Origin of the sequence: Thermomonospora catenispora (assembly GCF_006363815.1) — a bacterium.
GTDB classification, from domain to species: Bacteria; Actinomycetota; Actinomycetes; order Streptosporangiales; family Streptosporangiaceae; genus Thermomonospora; species Thermomonospora catenispora.
Genome location: NZ_RRYT01000054.1, coordinates 1 through 13,996 on the forward strand (window position 1 = coordinate 1; position 13,996 = coordinate 13,996).

The 13,996-nt window shown below is 71.4% G+C and carries 10 protein-coding genes; 2 read left to right on the forward strand and 8 right to left on the reverse strand.

Annotated features, from left to right (window positions below):
• Positions 1–216 precede the first annotated feature (216 nt).
• The 3 genes from EIO00_RS23055 to EIO00_RS23065 form a co-directional block, all read right to left on the reverse strand.
• Entirely contained in the window at positions 217–570 is a 354-nt protein-coding gene (locus EIO00_RS23055; RefSeq protein WP_140182376.1) for a DUF4233 domain-containing protein, read from the reverse strand.
• Positions 567–1,931 (reverse strand): bifunctional folylpolyglutamate synthase/dihydrofolate synthase, encoded by a 1,365-nt coding sequence (locus EIO00_RS23060; protein WP_140182388.1) that lies wholly within the window; start codon positions 1,929–1,931, stop codon positions 567–569. Before EIO00_RS23060 ends, EIO00_RS23055 begins: the two co-directional genes overlap by 4 nt.
• A gap of 290 nt (positions 1,932–2,221) precedes the next feature.
• Positions 2,222–4,822, reverse strand: a complete 2,601-nt coding sequence (locus EIO00_RS23065; protein ID WP_140182390.1) for a valine--tRNA ligase — start codon at positions 4,820–4,822, stop codon at positions 2,222–2,224.
• A gap of 435 nt (positions 4,823–5,257) precedes the next feature.
• On the opposite strand from EIO00_RS23065, the gene EIO00_RS23070 reads away from it, so the two are divergent.
• Positions 5,258–5,845, forward strand: a complete 588-nt coding sequence (locus EIO00_RS23070) for a hypothetical protein (protein WP_140182378.1) — start codon at positions 5,258–5,260, stop codon at positions 5,843–5,845.
• Between the two features lie 401 nt (positions 5,846–6,246).
• Here the strand turns inward: EIO00_RS23070 and clpX are convergent, their stop codons facing one another.
• From clpX to tig, 4 genes are all read right to left on the reverse strand, one after another.
• On the reverse strand, positions 6,247–7,515 hold the full coding sequence (clpX, locus tag EIO00_RS23075) for an ATP-dependent Clp protease ATP-binding subunit ClpX (protein ID WP_140182380.1): 1,269 nt from the start codon (positions 7,513–7,515) through the stop codon (positions 6,247–6,249).
• 412 nt (positions 7,516–7,927) lie between these two features.
• The gene (locus EIO00_RS23080; RefSeq protein ID WP_140182392.1) at positions 7,928–8,575 is read right to left on the reverse strand and encodes an ATP-dependent Clp protease proteolytic subunit; all 648 of its coding nucleotides are present in this window, start codon (positions 8,573–8,575) and stop codon (positions 7,928–7,930) included.
• 82 nt (positions 8,576–8,657) lie between these two features.
• Positions 8,658–9,296 carry a ClpP family protease gene (locus EIO00_RS23085; protein ID WP_422100069.1) on the reverse strand — a complete coding sequence of 213 codons (639 nt, stop codon included), beginning with the start codon at positions 9,294–9,296 and terminating at the stop codon, positions 8,658–8,660.
• A 443-nt stretch (positions 9,297–9,739) separates the two neighbouring features.
• Entirely contained in the window at positions 9,740–11,200 is a 1,461-nt protein-coding gene (gene tig / locus EIO00_RS23090; protein WP_140182382.1) for a trigger factor, read from the reverse strand.
• A 511-nt stretch (positions 11,201–11,711) separates the two neighbouring features.
• On the opposite strand from tig, the gene EIO00_RS23095 reads away from it, so the two are divergent.
• Positions 11,712–12,593, forward strand: coding sequence for a hypothetical protein (locus EIO00_RS23095; protein ID WP_140182384.1), 882 nt, complete (start codon positions 11,712–11,714; stop codon positions 12,591–12,593).
• 185 nt (positions 12,594–12,778) lie between these two features.
• Here the strand turns inward: EIO00_RS23095 and glnII are convergent, their stop codons facing one another.
• A complete protein-coding gene (gene glnII, locus EIO00_RS23100; RefSeq protein ID WP_140182386.1) occupies positions 12,779–13,792 on the reverse strand; it encodes a glutamine synthetase in 1,014 nt (337 codons plus the stop codon).
• Between the last annotated feature and the right edge of the window lie 204 nt (positions 13,793–13,996).

Consider the following 13,996-nt stretch of genomic DNA (forward strand, 5'->3'; position numbering starts at 1 on the left):
GCGGCTCCCCCGGGGCGCCCGGGCGCCGGGCGGGCGGCGGCGCGGCGCCGTCGCCGGCGTCCCCGCGGCGGAAAAGGCACGCCGCGTCAGGCCGCGGGCGACGGCGTGCAATACCGACGGCAACGATTTCCCGGCGCCGTTCCCGGCGGCGCGTAAACGACACTCGCGGGAATCTTCAGATTTTCCCCCGGAGGCGTTCTGCGGACCCGGGGAAAACTAACGCGTCCCGTTTTCTTGAACCTTGCGGCCGAGCCACAGGGAGGTGAGCCACAAAGCGCCGAAAAGAACCCCGAGAAAGAACATGGTGGAGACCATGAATCCGGAGGCGATCAGCGCGATCTGCAACGCGCTGCCGACCGCGACCGCCCAGCGGCGGCGCACCAGCCCGGCCAGCAGCAGGCACGCCGCCGCCAGCCCGCCGCACAGCAGCCCGGCGGTCCGGCCGTCGACGCCCTGCACCGCCACCGCCACCGGGATCGCCAGCCCGATCACCACGGCCTCGCAGGTCAGCACGGCCGCCAGCAGCGAGGTCGGCTTGGGCGGGGCGGTCCGCTCTCGGGTGCCGCTCATCGTCTCTCCTCCACGCGCAGCAGCGTACGGGCCTCCCCCGCGGTGATCACCGAGCCGGTGATCAGCACTCCGGCCCCCTGATACTCGCCGGTCTCCTCGGCCAGCGCCAGAGCCCGGTCGATGGCGTCGTCCAGGCGCTCGATCACGTGCACCCGCTCGGCGCCGAACACGCCCTCGGCCAGCTCCCCCAGCCGGCCCGGCGGCATCGACCGGGAGGAGGAGTTGGCGGTGACCACCACCTCGGTCAGCACCGGCTCCAGCTGGTCCAGCATGCCGGACACGTCCTTGTCGGCCGACACCGCCAGCACCCCCACCAGCCGGGTGAAGCCGAACTCCTCGGTGACGGCGGCGACGGTGGCGGCCATGCCCGCGGGGTTGTGCGCGGAGTCCACCAGCACGGTCGGCCCGGTGCGGGCGATCTCCAGCCGGCCCGGGGAGGAGGCCTTGGCGAACGCCGACCGCACCAGCGCCGGGTCCAGCTCACCGGAGCCCTGGAAGTCCTCGCCGGCCGCGATCCGGGTGGCGGCGGCCAGGTCGCCGCCGGTCCGCGACGGGGCGCCGTGGGCGAAGGCCTCCACCGCGGCCAGCGCGCAGGCGGCGTTGGAGGCCTGGTGCGCCCCGAACAGGGGCAGGAACAGGTCCTCGTAGACGGCGTGCAGGCCCTGCAGCCGCAGCATCTGCCCGCCGACCGCCACGTCCCGGTGCAGCACCCCGAACTCCATGCCCTCGCGGGCGGCGGTGGCGCCGACCTCGACGACGCGGCGCAGCAGGACCTCGGCGGCCGGCAGCGGCTGCTGCGCCAGCACCGCGATCCCGCCGGGCTTGATGATCCCGGCCTTCTCGGCGGCGATCTCCTCCAGGGTGGGGCCCAGGTGGGCGGTGTGGTCCAGCCCGACGGGGGTGACGACGGAGACCACCGCGTCGGCCACGTTGGTGGCGTCCCACGCCCCGCCCATGCCGACCTCGACCACCGCCACGTCCACGGGGGCGTCGGCGAACGCCGCGTACGCCATGCCGGTGAGCGTCTCGAAGTACGACAGCCGCTGCTCGTGCTTGCCGTCCACCAGCTCCAGGTAGGGCAGCACGTCCCGGTAGGTCGCGGCGAAGGCCTCCTCGGAGATCGGCTCGCCGTCGATGACGATGCGCTCCCGCACGGTGGTCAGGTGCGGGCTGGTGAACAGTCCGGTGCGCAGCCCGCGCTCCCGCAGCAGGGTCTCGATCAGCCGCGCGGTGCTGGACTTGCCGTTGGTCCCGGTCACATGGATCACCGGATAGGAGCGCTGCGGGGAGCCCAGCAGGTCCACCAGGTCCGCGATGCGGTCCAAGGTGGGGTCGAACTTCCACTCCACGCCGCGCGCCATGATCGCGGCGACGGCGGCCTGATACTCGGTGAGCTGCGGTTCCGACACGCTGAAAGCCTACTCATCGGGGCGGGGCGCCCGATCCGCCCCGGCGGGCGCGGCCCCCGCGGATCCCGCGGGGCGTACGGACCCCGCGGCTCCCGTGGATCCCGCGGGGCGGGCGCGGCGGAGCCGGTGCGGCCGGCTCCGCGGGCAGGGCGCGGGCGATCCGAGGCGGCGGGCGCGATGGAAGGCCGTGCGGCGGGCGGGGGACGGCCCGCAGACCGTCCCCCGCCTCGCGACCCGGGACGTCAGGCCTTCGGCAGGGCCGCCAGCAGGGACTCCAGGCGAGCGATGTCGGCCTCGGCCTGGGCCAGGCGGGCGCGGTTCTTGGCCACCACGGCCTCGGGGGCCTTGGCCAGGAAGTCGGCGTTGTCCAGCTTGCGGCGGGTCTGCTCGACCTCCTTGCGGGCGGCGGCCAGGTCCTTCTCCAGCCGCTTGCGCTCGGCGGCGACGTCGATGGCCCCGGCGGTGTCCAGCTCGACGGTGACGCCCTCCACCGGCAGCGACGCGGTGGGCGCGAAGCCCTCGCCGGGGACGGTCAGCCGCAGCAGCGAGCGGATGCCCTGCTCGTGGGCGGCCAGCGGGGAGTCGCCGAAGCGCAGCGCGGCGGCGACCTTCTGTCCGGGCTTGAGGCCCTGGTCGGAGCGGAACCGGCGGACCTCGGTCACCAGCCGCTGCAGCGACTCCAGCTCCGCCTCGGCCTCCTTGTCGATCCACCGCTCGTCGGCGGCCGGCCAGGGGGCCGTCACCACCGTCTCCTCGCCCGTCAGCGAGGTCCACAGCTCCTCGGTGACGAACGGGATCAGCGGGTGCAGCATCCGCAGCAGCTTGTCCAGGACCTCACCGAGCACCCGGCGGGTGACCTCGGCGCGCTCGTCGCCGAGCTGGACCTTGGACAGCTCCACGTACCAGTCGCAGACCTCGTCCCAGGCGAAGTGGTAGAGGGTCTCGCAGGCCTTGGCGAACTCGAAGCCCTCGAGGTGCTCGTCGACCTCGGCGATGACCTTCTGCAGCCGGGAGAGGATCCACCGATCGGCGCTGCTGAGCCCCTCGGCGGGCAGGTCGCCGCGCACGTGGGCGCCGTTCATCAGGGCGAAGCGGGTGGCGTTCCACAGCTTGTTGCAGAAGTTGCGCGAGCCCTGCGCCCACTCCTCGGCCACCGGCACGTCCCCGCCGGGGTTGGCGCCGCGCAGCAGGGTGAACCGGGTGGCGTCGGCGCCGTAGCGGTCGATCCACTCCAGCGGGTCGACCACGTTCCCGAACGACTTGGACATCTTCTTGCCGTACTGGTCGCGCACCATGCCGTGCAGGGCGATGACCTTGAACGGCTCGACCCCGTCCATGGCGTACAGGCCGAACATCATCATCCGGGCGACCCAGAAGAACAGGATGTCGTACCCGGTGACCAGGACCGAGGTCGGGTAGAAGCGCTCCAGGTCGGGGGTGCGGTCGGGCCAGCCGAGCGTGGAGAACGGCCACAGCGCCGAGGAGAACCAGGTGTCGAGCACGTCGGTGTCCTGCGTCCACCCGGCGGGCGGCTCCTCGTCCGGCCCCGGGCACACCGTCTCCCCGTTCGGCCCGTACCAGACCGGGATGCGGTGCCCCCACCACAGCTGGCGGCTGATGCACCAGTCGTGCATGTTGTCGACCCACTCGAAGTAGCGGGCCGCCATCTCCGGCGGGTGGATCTTCACGCGGCCGTCGCGGACGGCGTCGCCGGCGGCCTTGGCCAGCGGCGCGACCTTGACGAACCACTGCAGCGACACCCGCGGCTCGACCACGGTGGAGCAGCGCTGGCAGTGCCCCACCGAGTGCGTGTAGGGGCGGACCTCCTTGACGATGCGGCCCTGCTCGCGCAGCGCGGCGACCACGGCGGGCCGGGCCTCGAAGCGGTCCAGCCCCTCGAACGGCCCCTGCGCGGTGATCACGCCGCGCTCGTCCATGATCGTGATGGACGGCAGCGAGTGGCGGCGGCCGATCTCGAAGTCGTTGGGGTCGTGGGCGGGGGTGACCTTGACCGCGCCGGTGCCGAAGCTCGGGTCGACGTGCTCATCGGCCACGATCGGGATGCGGCGGCCGGTCAGCGGCAGCTCGACCTCCTTGCCGATCAGGTGGCGGTAGCGCTCGTCGTCGGGGTGCACGGCCACCGCGGTGTCGCCCAGCATGGTCTCGGCCCGGGTGGTGGCCACCACGATCTCGGTGTCGCCGTCGCCGTAGCGGATGGAGACCAGCTCGCCCTCGCGCTCGGCGTGCTCGACCTCGATGTCCGACAGGGCGGTCAGGCAGCGCGGGCACCAGTTGATGATGCGCTCGGCGCGGTAGATCAGCCCGTCGTCGAACAACCGCTTGAAGATGGTGCGCACCGCGCGGGCCCGCTGCTCGTCCATGGTGAACGCCTCGCGGGTCCAGTCCACGCTGTCGCCCAGCCGGCGCATCTGGCCGAGGATCTTGCCGCCGGACTCGGCCTTCCACCGCCAGACCCGCTCGACGAACGCCTCACGACCCAGGTCGTGACGCGACAGCCCCTCCTTGGCCAGCTCCCGCTCGACCACGTTCTGGGTGGCGATGCCGGCGTGGTCGGTGCCCGGCAGCCACAGCGTCTCATAGCCCTGCATGCGGCGCCGCCGGATCAGCGCGTCCTGGATCGAGTGGTCCAGCGCATGCCCCACGTGCAGCGACCCGGTCACGTTCGGCGGGGGGATCACGATGCAGAACGGCGGGCGCGAGGGGTCACGGGCCGGGTCCGCGGTGAACAGGCCGGCCTGTACCCAGCGCTCGTACAGCCTGCCTTCGACCTCGGCAGGCCGGTACTGGGTGGGCAGATCCACGTCGGCGTCCTGGCGTTCCATGGGCTGTGTCACGGGCTCAGAGTTTACGGTCGCCGCGGGGGTGCGCGTGGCGCGGACCCCGCAGCACGGCGGTCCGGGGCGCGCGCCGGCCCGCTCCGGCTCGAACACGGGCGCCCCCGCTATACGTCACAATGTTCACCGAACGTCATTTTCCTGGGACATCACGCAGTTCCGCCGACCCGAGCGAACACGGCGGACATTGAGGAGTCACGAATGAGCGGTTGGAACCCCCCGCCGGGTCAGGGCGGAAACCCCTACGGACCTCCGGGAGCGGGATCGCAGCCCGGCTACGGCCCTCCTCCGGCCGGCGGCCCCGCTCCGGGCGGCCCCGCCCCGGCAGGCGGGCCCGTCCCCCCCTACGGCGGAGCCCCGCAGCCCTCGCCCTCGCCGTACGGCCCGCCCGCTCCGCCGCCGCGGCGCGGCCTCGGGGCGGGCGTGATCCTGCTGCTGGTCGGCGGCGGCCTGGCCGTGGTGCTGGTCCTGGCGGTGGTGCTCTTCGTGGTCAACGGCGAGAGCACCCACACCATCTCCACGCCCCCCACGGCCGGCGGGCTGCCGCGCAACACCGCCGCCGAGAGCGAGCTGGGCACCCAGATCACCCAGCAGCGCACGACGCTGCAGCGGGCGGCCGGCGGCCGGCTGGAGGACGTCAAGACCGCCGTGTACGGCTCGGGCACCAACCGGTGGCTGTTCCTCGGCGGCACCGGCAAGGTCGAGGACCCCGACGATTTCGTCAAGGGATTCCGCCAGTCGGCGACCTCGAGCAACACCGGCCTGGTCCGCACCACCGTCAACGAGCTGAGCGACGCGGGCGGCGACGGCGTGGGCGTGTGCGCGGAGATCCGCAGCACGATCGGCTCCTCCTCGTACACCACCGCGCTGTGCTCGTGGGCCACCAAGTCCTCGTTCGGCGCGGTGTACCCGGCGCCGGAGCGGACCTCGGCGCTGTCCGCCCCGCCCTCCTACAGCGCCGCCGACGTGGCCGAGATGATGCGGCGGATCCGCGCCGACGTGGAGGACTGACCGTCTCGCGCCCGACGGGCGAGACGACCTCGTGCAGGCTCGTGCAGGGGACGGCGCGTGATCGCCGTCCCCTGCACGCGTCCAGGGCCGCCGAACGGCGCCCTCGGCTCCCGTGGCCGGCGCCGCGGGACGCGCGGCGCCGGCAGGGCTTCGCCGGATCGCCCGCAGGGCGTCGCATGGGCGCCGGTGCTCCGCCGGGCGTCGCAGGACGCCGCGCGCGCCGGGTCCTTCGTTCCACGGGGTCCTGCGATCTGCGAGGCTCCGCGGCCTGCGGGGTCCTCACGGACCGCTCCCCCGTCGGCGGGCGGGAAGGGCATCTCAGGCGAGGCCCGGGCGGGAAGGCGCGCGCGAAAGCGCGGACCGGGCGCGCGCCCGGTCCGCGTGACGGGTCTGACCCGAGGTCAGGCGGATTTCTCCCGCGGCTCCTGCTTGGCGCGCTCGCGGGGCACGAGCGTGGGATTGACGTGCTGGAGCACGGCCTCGCGGGTGATGACGACGCGGGCCACGTCCTGGCGGCTGGGCACCTCGTACATCACCGACATCAGCACCTCTTCCATGATCGCGCGCAGGCCGCGCGCGCCGGTGCCGCGCAAGATGGCCTGGTCGGCGATGGCCTCGAGGGCGTCGGGGGTGAACTCCAGCTCCACCCCGTCCAGCTCGAACAGCCGCTTGTACTGCTTGACCAGCGCGTTCTTGGGCTCGGTGAGGATGGCGATCAGCGCGTTGCGGTCCAGGTTGTGGACGTTGGTGATCACCGGGAGCCGCCCCACGAACTCGGGGATCATCCCGAACTTGAGCAGGTCCTCGGGCATGATCTCCGACAGGATGTCGGAGGACGCCTCGTTCTTGGAGCGGATCGACGCGCCGAACCCCATGCCCTGCTTGCCGATCCTGGCCTCGATGATCTTCTCCAGGCCGGCGAAGGCGCCGCCGCAGATGAACAGCACGTTGGTGGTGTCGATCTGGATGAACTCCTGGTGCGGGTGCTTGCGCCCGCCCTGCGGGGGCACGCTGGCGGTGGTGCCCTCCAGGATCTTCAGCAGCGCCTGCTGAACGCCCTCCCCCGAGACGTCCCGGGTGATCGACGGGTTCTCGCTCTTGCGGGCGATCTTGTCGACCTCGTCGATGTAGATGATCCCGGTCTCGGCCTTCTTGACGTCGTAGTCGGCCGCCTGGATCAGCTTCAGCAGGATGTTCTCCACGTCCTCGCCGACGTAGCCGGCCTCGGTCAGCGCGGTGGCGTCGGCGATGGCGAACGGGACGTTCAGCAGCTTGGCGAGCGTCTGCGCCAGCAGCGTCTTGCCGGATCCGGTGGGCCCCAGCAGCAGGATGTTGGACTTGGCCAGCTCCACCTGGTCGTCACGGGCGCTGTCGCCGGACTGGATCCGCTTGTAGTGGTTGTAGACGGCCACCGACAGGGCCTTCTTGGCCGCCTCCTGCCCGATCACATAGCTGTCGAGGAATTCGTAGATCTCCCGAGGCTTGGGCAGCCTGTCCCACTTCAGGTCGGAGGTCTCCGAGAGCTCCTCCTCGATGATCTCGTTGCAGAGATCGATGCACTCGTCGCAGATGTACACGCCCGGACCCGCGATGAGCTTCTTGACCTGCTTCTGGCTCTTACCGCAGAACGAGCATTTGAGCAGGTCACCGCCGTCGCCGATGCGTGGCACCCGACCGTCTCCTTTTCGTGGGGCCGCCCGCCTAAGGATGCGGCGCGGTTCTTACCTCGCGCTCGGCGACGGGTCCGCCCGACGCCCGTCGACCGCCTGGGCCGCCGGTGCGGTGCGGGCTGCTCGTCACCTTGCGCTCGTACCTATCATCGCGCGAGGCGGCGGGTTCGCGACACGGGCAGCGACAGGTCGCCCTGGGCATCCGCATCGCCGTCCTCCTCGCTCGCTCGTCGCCTCGCCGGTTCTGGCGCCCCGAAAGGCTCTTGCGACGTCATCGACGTTACCGCCTTCAGGGGACTTGGTGAGCCCTTCGCCCGGAAGTCTTCCGCCACGGTGCCGGGCCGGGGATCGCCCGGACCCGCCCAGGCCGCCGAGCGGCCCCGGCCCGATGGGGCCGGGGGCTCGGGAACCGTCAGGACGACACTACCTGTGCGCTGCGCTTCCTGGTGACGAAGACGTCGTCCACCAGGCCGTAGGCCTTGGCGTCCTCGGCGGTGAGGATCTTGTCCCGCTCGATGTCCTTGCGGACCTTCTCGATGGGCTGGCCGCTGTGCCGGGAGATGACCTCCTCCAGCAGCTCGCGGATCCGCATGATCTCGCGGGCCTGGATCTCGATGTCGCTGGACTGCCCGTAGGTGCCCTCGGTGGCCGGCTGGTGGATCAGGATCCGCGAGTTCGGCAGCGCCGCCCGCTTGCCCGGGGTGCCCGCCGCCAGCAGCACCGCCGCCGCCGAGGCGGCCTGGCCGATGCAGACGGTCTGGATGTCGGGCCTGACGTACTGCATCGTGTCGTAGATCGCCATCATGGCGGTGAAGGAGCCGCCCGGCGAGTTGATGTACATGCTGATGTCCCGGTCCGGGTCGATGGACTCCAGCGTCAGCAGCTGGGCCATCACGTCGTTGGCCGAGGCGTCGTCGATCTGCACCCCGAGGAAGATGATCCGCTCTTCGAAGAGCTTGTTGTAGGGGTTCATCTCCTTGACCCCGTACGTGGTGCGCTCCACGAAGGACGGAATGATGTACCGGTTGTCCACGGGCGTTGCGGTGCCGCCCACCCGCATGCCCGGCCTGATCAGCTCGCTCACTTGTCTGCCTCCGCTCGTCCGCTTGCTTGCCCCGGGGCGGCGCCGCAGCGCCGCGTCGTCACGAGACAGGGCCCTCCGAGGGCACCTGGTTGGCGCTCCGCACCACGTGGTCGACGAAGCCGTAGTCCTTGGCCTCCTCGGCGGTGAACCAGCGGTCCCGGTCGGAGTCCTTGTTGATCTGCTCCACCGTCTGACCGGTGTGCAGCGCGATCCGCTCGGCCAGGGTGTTCTTGACGTAGAGCATCTGCTCCGCCTGGATCTTGATGTCCGAGGCGGTGCCGCCGATCCCGCCGGACGGCTGGTGCATCATGATCCGCGCGTGCGGCAGCGCGTACCGCTTGCCGGGCGCGCCGGCGCACAGCAGGAACTGCCCCATCGACGCGGCCAGGCCGATCCCGACGGTCGCCACGTCGTTGGGCACGTACTGCATGATGTCGTAGATCGCCATGCCGGCCGAGACGGAGCCGCCGGGCGAGTTGATGTACAGGTAGATGTCGCGCTCGGCGTCCTCGGCCGACAGCAGCAGCAGCTCGGCGCAGATCCGGTTGGCGATGTCGTCGTCGACCTGCTGGCCGAGGAAGATGATGCGCTTGCGCAGCAGCTGCTGGAACAGCTGGTCACTGAGCGGCAGCAGCGGGCTCTCGGCCGCCCGCGAGGTCATCGGCTGCAGGTGTTGGAAAGTCGGAGGCGTGCTCACCGGTTTCCTCCGGTCTGTGTCACGGGTCGGTTGATTGCGACACTAACGCGCCGCGTCCCCCGCTTAAGCCGGGAGGTCGCCCGTTTCGCTCGGGGCGTATCCGCACGGGCCCGCACGGGCCGGCGCACCGCCCGCGCGGCGCGGGCGGTGTGCAGTGCGGAGTCGCGACATGACCGGCGGAGTCGACGACGGCCTGGAATGAAATAGTTCGCTCCGGGCGAATAGGACGCGCCAGAGCATAAGGCGCCGGACAGGTTTTGCCGGGATTTCGGAGTGTCGTGACCGGGAGCATGCGTCGGCGGGCCGGGCCGCGATGACGCGGCACCGGCCCGCCGACGGTGAAGGCGCATCCTGCGCACGCGCCCGGAGGACGCTCGCAGGACGCTGCGCAGGATGCGCCGAACGGTGCGCTGGAGGATGACGGCCGAGGCGGAGCGGCCGGGTCAGGACTCGGAGCCCTTCGCCTCCCCCTCGTCGGTCTTCTCCTCGGCCTTGTCCTCGGTCTCGGCCTCGGCCTTGCCCTCAGCCTTGTCCTCGGCCTTGGACTCGGCGGCCCCCTCCTCGGACTCGGCGGTCTCCCCGTTGATCTCGCGCTGGAGGGCCTCGACGTCGAGCTCGTTGCCGGCCTCGTCGGTGATCTTGACGTGCTCGACCAGGAGGTTGAGGGCCTTGGTGCGCAGGACCTCGCCCACCAGGGCGGGGATCTGGCCGCTGTCGGTCAGGTGCTGGGCGAGCTGCTGGGGCTGCACGCCCATCTGCATGGCCTGGGCGACCACGTACTCGCTCAGCTCCTCGTTCTCGACGCCGAGCTCCTCCTGGTGGGCGAGCTGGTCGAGGATGAAGCCGCCCTTGACGGCGCGCCGGGCCGCCTCGGCGATCTCCTCGTCGAGCTCCTCGGCGGTCTTGCCCTCGCGCTCCAGGTAGGCCTCCTTGGTCTGGCCGCTCCACTGGAGCTGCTGCTCGAGCTGCTCGTTGCGCCGCTTGATCTCGTCCTCGACCACCCGCTCGGGCAGCGGGATGTCGATCTGCTCCATCAAGGCCTCCAGGGCCTTGTCGCGGGCCTGGCCGAGCTGCTGCATGCGCTTGGTGCGCATCAGCCGCTTGCGCAGGTCCTGGCGCAGCTCCTCGATGGTGTCGAACTCGCTGGCCAGCTGGGCGAACTCGTCGTCGGCCTCGGGCAGGCTCTTGACCTTGACGCTCTGCACGGTGACGGTGATCTCGGCCTCCTGGCCGGCCTTCTCACCGCCCACCAGGGTGGAGGTGAAGGTCTTGGAGTCGCCGGCGCTCATGCCCACCAGCGCGTCGTCCAGGCCCTCCACCGAGGTGCGGCTGCCGACCTGGTAGGAGTAGCCGGTGGTGGAGGCGTCCTCGACCGGCTCGCCGTCGACGGCGGCCGACATGTCGATGGACACGAAGTCGCCCTCCTGCGCGGGGCGGTCGGCGGCGGTCAGCGAGCCGAAGCGCTCACGCAGGTTGTCGAGGGTCTCCTCGACCTCCTCGTCGGTGACCTTGGCCTCGTCGACGGTCACCTCGATCCCGTCGTAGTCGGGGACCTCGAACTTGGGCCGGATGTCCACCTCGGCGGTGAACGTCATCTCCTTGCCGTCGTCCAGCGCGGTGATCTCCACCTCGGGCTGGCCGAGCACGAAGAGCTCGCTCTCCCGAACGGCGCGGCCGTACAGCTCCGGCAGGGCGTCGTTGACCGCCTCCTGCAGGACCGCGCCACGGCCGACGTACCGGTCGATCAGCGGGGCAGGTGCCTTGCCGGGCCGGAAACCCTTGATGCGCACCTGCTTGGCGATCTCCTTGTACGCCTTGTCGAGGTTCGGCTTGAGCTCGTCGAACGGCACCTCGACGGTGAGCTTGACCCGAGTGGGGGTCAGCTCCTCGACATCGGTCTTCACTGGGGTCGGTCTCCTTGTCCGGCACGGTCACAGGCGCGGGTCACTCTCCAGCCGCGGCGTCTGACGCGTTGCCGCCGGCTCTGACGCCCGTGGCGCGGGCACGCCGACGAAGCGGCACCTCGCGCCTTCGCGCGCCAAGTCTATGGTGTCCGGGCGACGCACGTTGACACTCGGGCCTCCCCCGGGGCGTGGCGCGCCCCGGAAGGCGTCGGCGGGGGACCGCCGAGGGGCCGGCGCGGACCGGCCGGACCCGGCGCCGAATCCGCCCTATTCTCTGAGAATTTCACCCGCATCTCCACTCGGAGCACCCCGCATAAGTGATCACTGATATGTCGGGGAAGGTGCCCCGCGCCCGCCCCGTCCGCGCGCGTCCGCCCACTGGGAGCGCTCTCACCTGCGGCTTCGCCCGCCCCGGAGGAGCCGCGACAAGCGATCCCCCGTGCAAACTGTGTGTTTCCGACACGTGACAAATCGGAGCGCCGACCCATACTTTGGCGGGATGGACGGAACGATGGCGGCATTCGGTGCCACCGGGCTGTACTACGTCGGTTTCGCCGTGTTCAAGGTGGCGGCGGACAGGATGGAGCCTCTGCGCGGCAATCGCATCCCCCACATGGCGTGGACGATCCTCACCAGCCCGGTCTTCTACGGCGGCCTGGTGCTCGTGCTGGGCGGACTGGCGTTGCAGATCGTCGCGTTGGGCGAGCTGACCCTGGGCGTGGCGGTCCCGATCTTCGTCTCCGGGCTGGTGCCGCTGCTGCTGATCGCGCTGACCGTGTTCGGTGAGCGCCTGTCCCTGCGCGAGTGGCTGAGCATGCTGCTCATCGCCACCGCGATGCTGCTGATCGCGCTGTCCATCGGGGGATCGGAGCCGCTGGCGGCCGACGCGGTGCCGTCCTGGCAGCTGATCGCGGTGGCGTTGCCGCCGCTGGTGCTGTCGGTGGCGCTGATGGCGTTCGGAGACCGGCGGCCGGACGGCCGGCACGCCCGGCCGGTGGCGGGCATCGCCTACGGAATGAGCGCGGGCTTCCCGATCGGCACCGCGGAGCTGGCCATCAAGGGCTGGGGCGACTCGGCCTCCCTGGGCCCGGAGATCCTGCGGACCCCCTACCCGTACGTGACGGTGGTGGCCGCCGCGCTGGGATTCGGGATCATCATGGCGGGCTTCCAACGCTGCCGGGTGATCATCGTGGCCACCGTGATGACCGTCAGCGCCAAGAGCTATCTGCTGGTGATGGGGACGCTCCTGTACGGGGAGCCCTGGCCCGAGGAGGTCCGGCAGGCGGCGCTGCGGGCGCTGGCGCTGGTGCTGGCGGTGTCGGCGGTGCTGCTGTTCCCCCGCCACGACGACCGGCTGGCCCCGCGGCCGATGCGGCACGCCGAGCGTTACTGACCCGTCGGCGCCGGTCCGCCGGCCGACCCGCCGGGCGCCGGATGAAAACGCCCCCCTCGGGGTAGGCATCCGGAGCGCGCCGGCTCATCAAGAGGGGATCTCGGAGGCGCCCCGCCCCGAGATCCCCTCGGTCTGTGGTGCCGTTCCCCTCCGGCCCGGCCCCTCCGGCCCGCCGGAGGCGCCCGTCACAGCTGCCCGGCCTTCTCCAGCGCGGTGCAGCAGGTGTCGATCAGCAGTCGGGTCACCTCATAGGGGTCGCAGTTGGCGTTCGGACGGCGGTCCTCCAGATACCCCTTCCCGTCGGCCTCCACCTGCCAGGGGATGCGCACCGAGGCGCCGCGGTCGCCCACGCCGTAGGAGAACTCGTTCCACGGGGCGGTCTCGTGCCGCCCGGTCAGCCGCTCCTCGATGCCGTGGCCGTAGGCGGCGATGTGCTCCTTGAGCCTCTCCCCCAGGGCCTCGCACGCGGTGATGATCGGCGCGTAGGACTCGCGCATGGCCTTGGTGGAGAAGTTGGTGTGCGCGCCGGCGCCGTTCCAGTCGCCCTTGACCGGCTTGGGGTCGAGGGTGGCGACGACCTTGTGGTCCTCGGCGATCCGGTAGAGCAGCCAGCGGGCCACCCACAGCGCGTCGGAGATCTCCAGCGGCCCGCCCGGACCGAGCTGGAACTCCCATTGGCCGGGCATGACCTCGGCGTTGATGCCGGAGATCGGCAGGCCGGCGGCCAGGCAGGCGTCCAGGTGCGCCTCGACGATCGCCCGGCCGAACACCTCGTCGGCGCCGACGCCGCAGTAGTAGGGGCCCTGCGGGGCGGGGAAACCGGTGTCGGGGAAGCCCAGCGGACGGCCCGCCTGGAAGAAGGTGTACTCCTGCTCGATGCCGAACCAGGGCTCGTGGGCGGCGAACCGCTCGACGACCGGCCGCAGCTTGGCCCGGTTGTTGGTCGGATGCGGAGTGCCGTCCGGCAGGTGTACCTCGCACAGCACCAGCCTGTGGTCGCCGCCGCGGATCGGGTCCGGGCAGGTGAACACCGGCCTGAGCACGCAGTCCGAGGCCTCGCCCACCGCCTGGTTGGTGCTGGATCCGTCGAAGCCCCACAGGGGCGGTTCGGCGCCGTCGGGGAGGATCTTCGTCTTGGACCGCAGCTTCGCGGTGGGCTCGGTCCCGTCGATCCAGATGTACTCGGCCTTGTAGCTCACCTCGGTCCTTCCCTCATGGCGGCCGCACGGGTTCTCGGCCGGGAAGGACGCTATGAAGCGGGCCTTTCGGATGTGTTGCCCTTGTGTGAACGCCGTGTTAACCGGCTGGTGACGAGCGTCACGCCGCCCGACGGGCCGGCCGGCGGGCGGCGGGGGCGGGCCCCGGGCGATCGGCGCCGCGGGCGGCGTGCCCGCCGCGCCCGG

Bases quoted from the DNA above. Each gene is read 5' to 3' on its own strand.
- EIO00_RS23095 (WP_140182384.1), top strand. From the start codon at position 11,712: ATGGCGGCATTCGGTGCCACCGGGCTGTACTACGTCGGTTTCGCCGTG.
- EIO00_RS23060 (WP_140182388.1), bottom strand. From the start codon at position 1,931: ATGGCGCGCGGCGTGGAGTGGAAGTTCGACCCCACCTTGGACCGCATC.
- EIO00_RS23065 (WP_140182390.1), bottom strand. From the start codon at position 4,822: ATGGAACGCCAGGACGCCGACGTGGATCTGCCCACCCAGTACCGGCCT.
- EIO00_RS23055 (WP_140182376.1), bottom strand. From the start codon at position 570: ATGAGCGGCACCCGAGAGCGGACCGCCCCGCCCAAGCCGACCTCGCTG.
- EIO00_RS23080 (WP_140182392.1), bottom strand. From the start codon at position 8,575: ATGCGGGTGGGCGGCACCGCAACGCCCGTGGACAACCGGTACATCATT.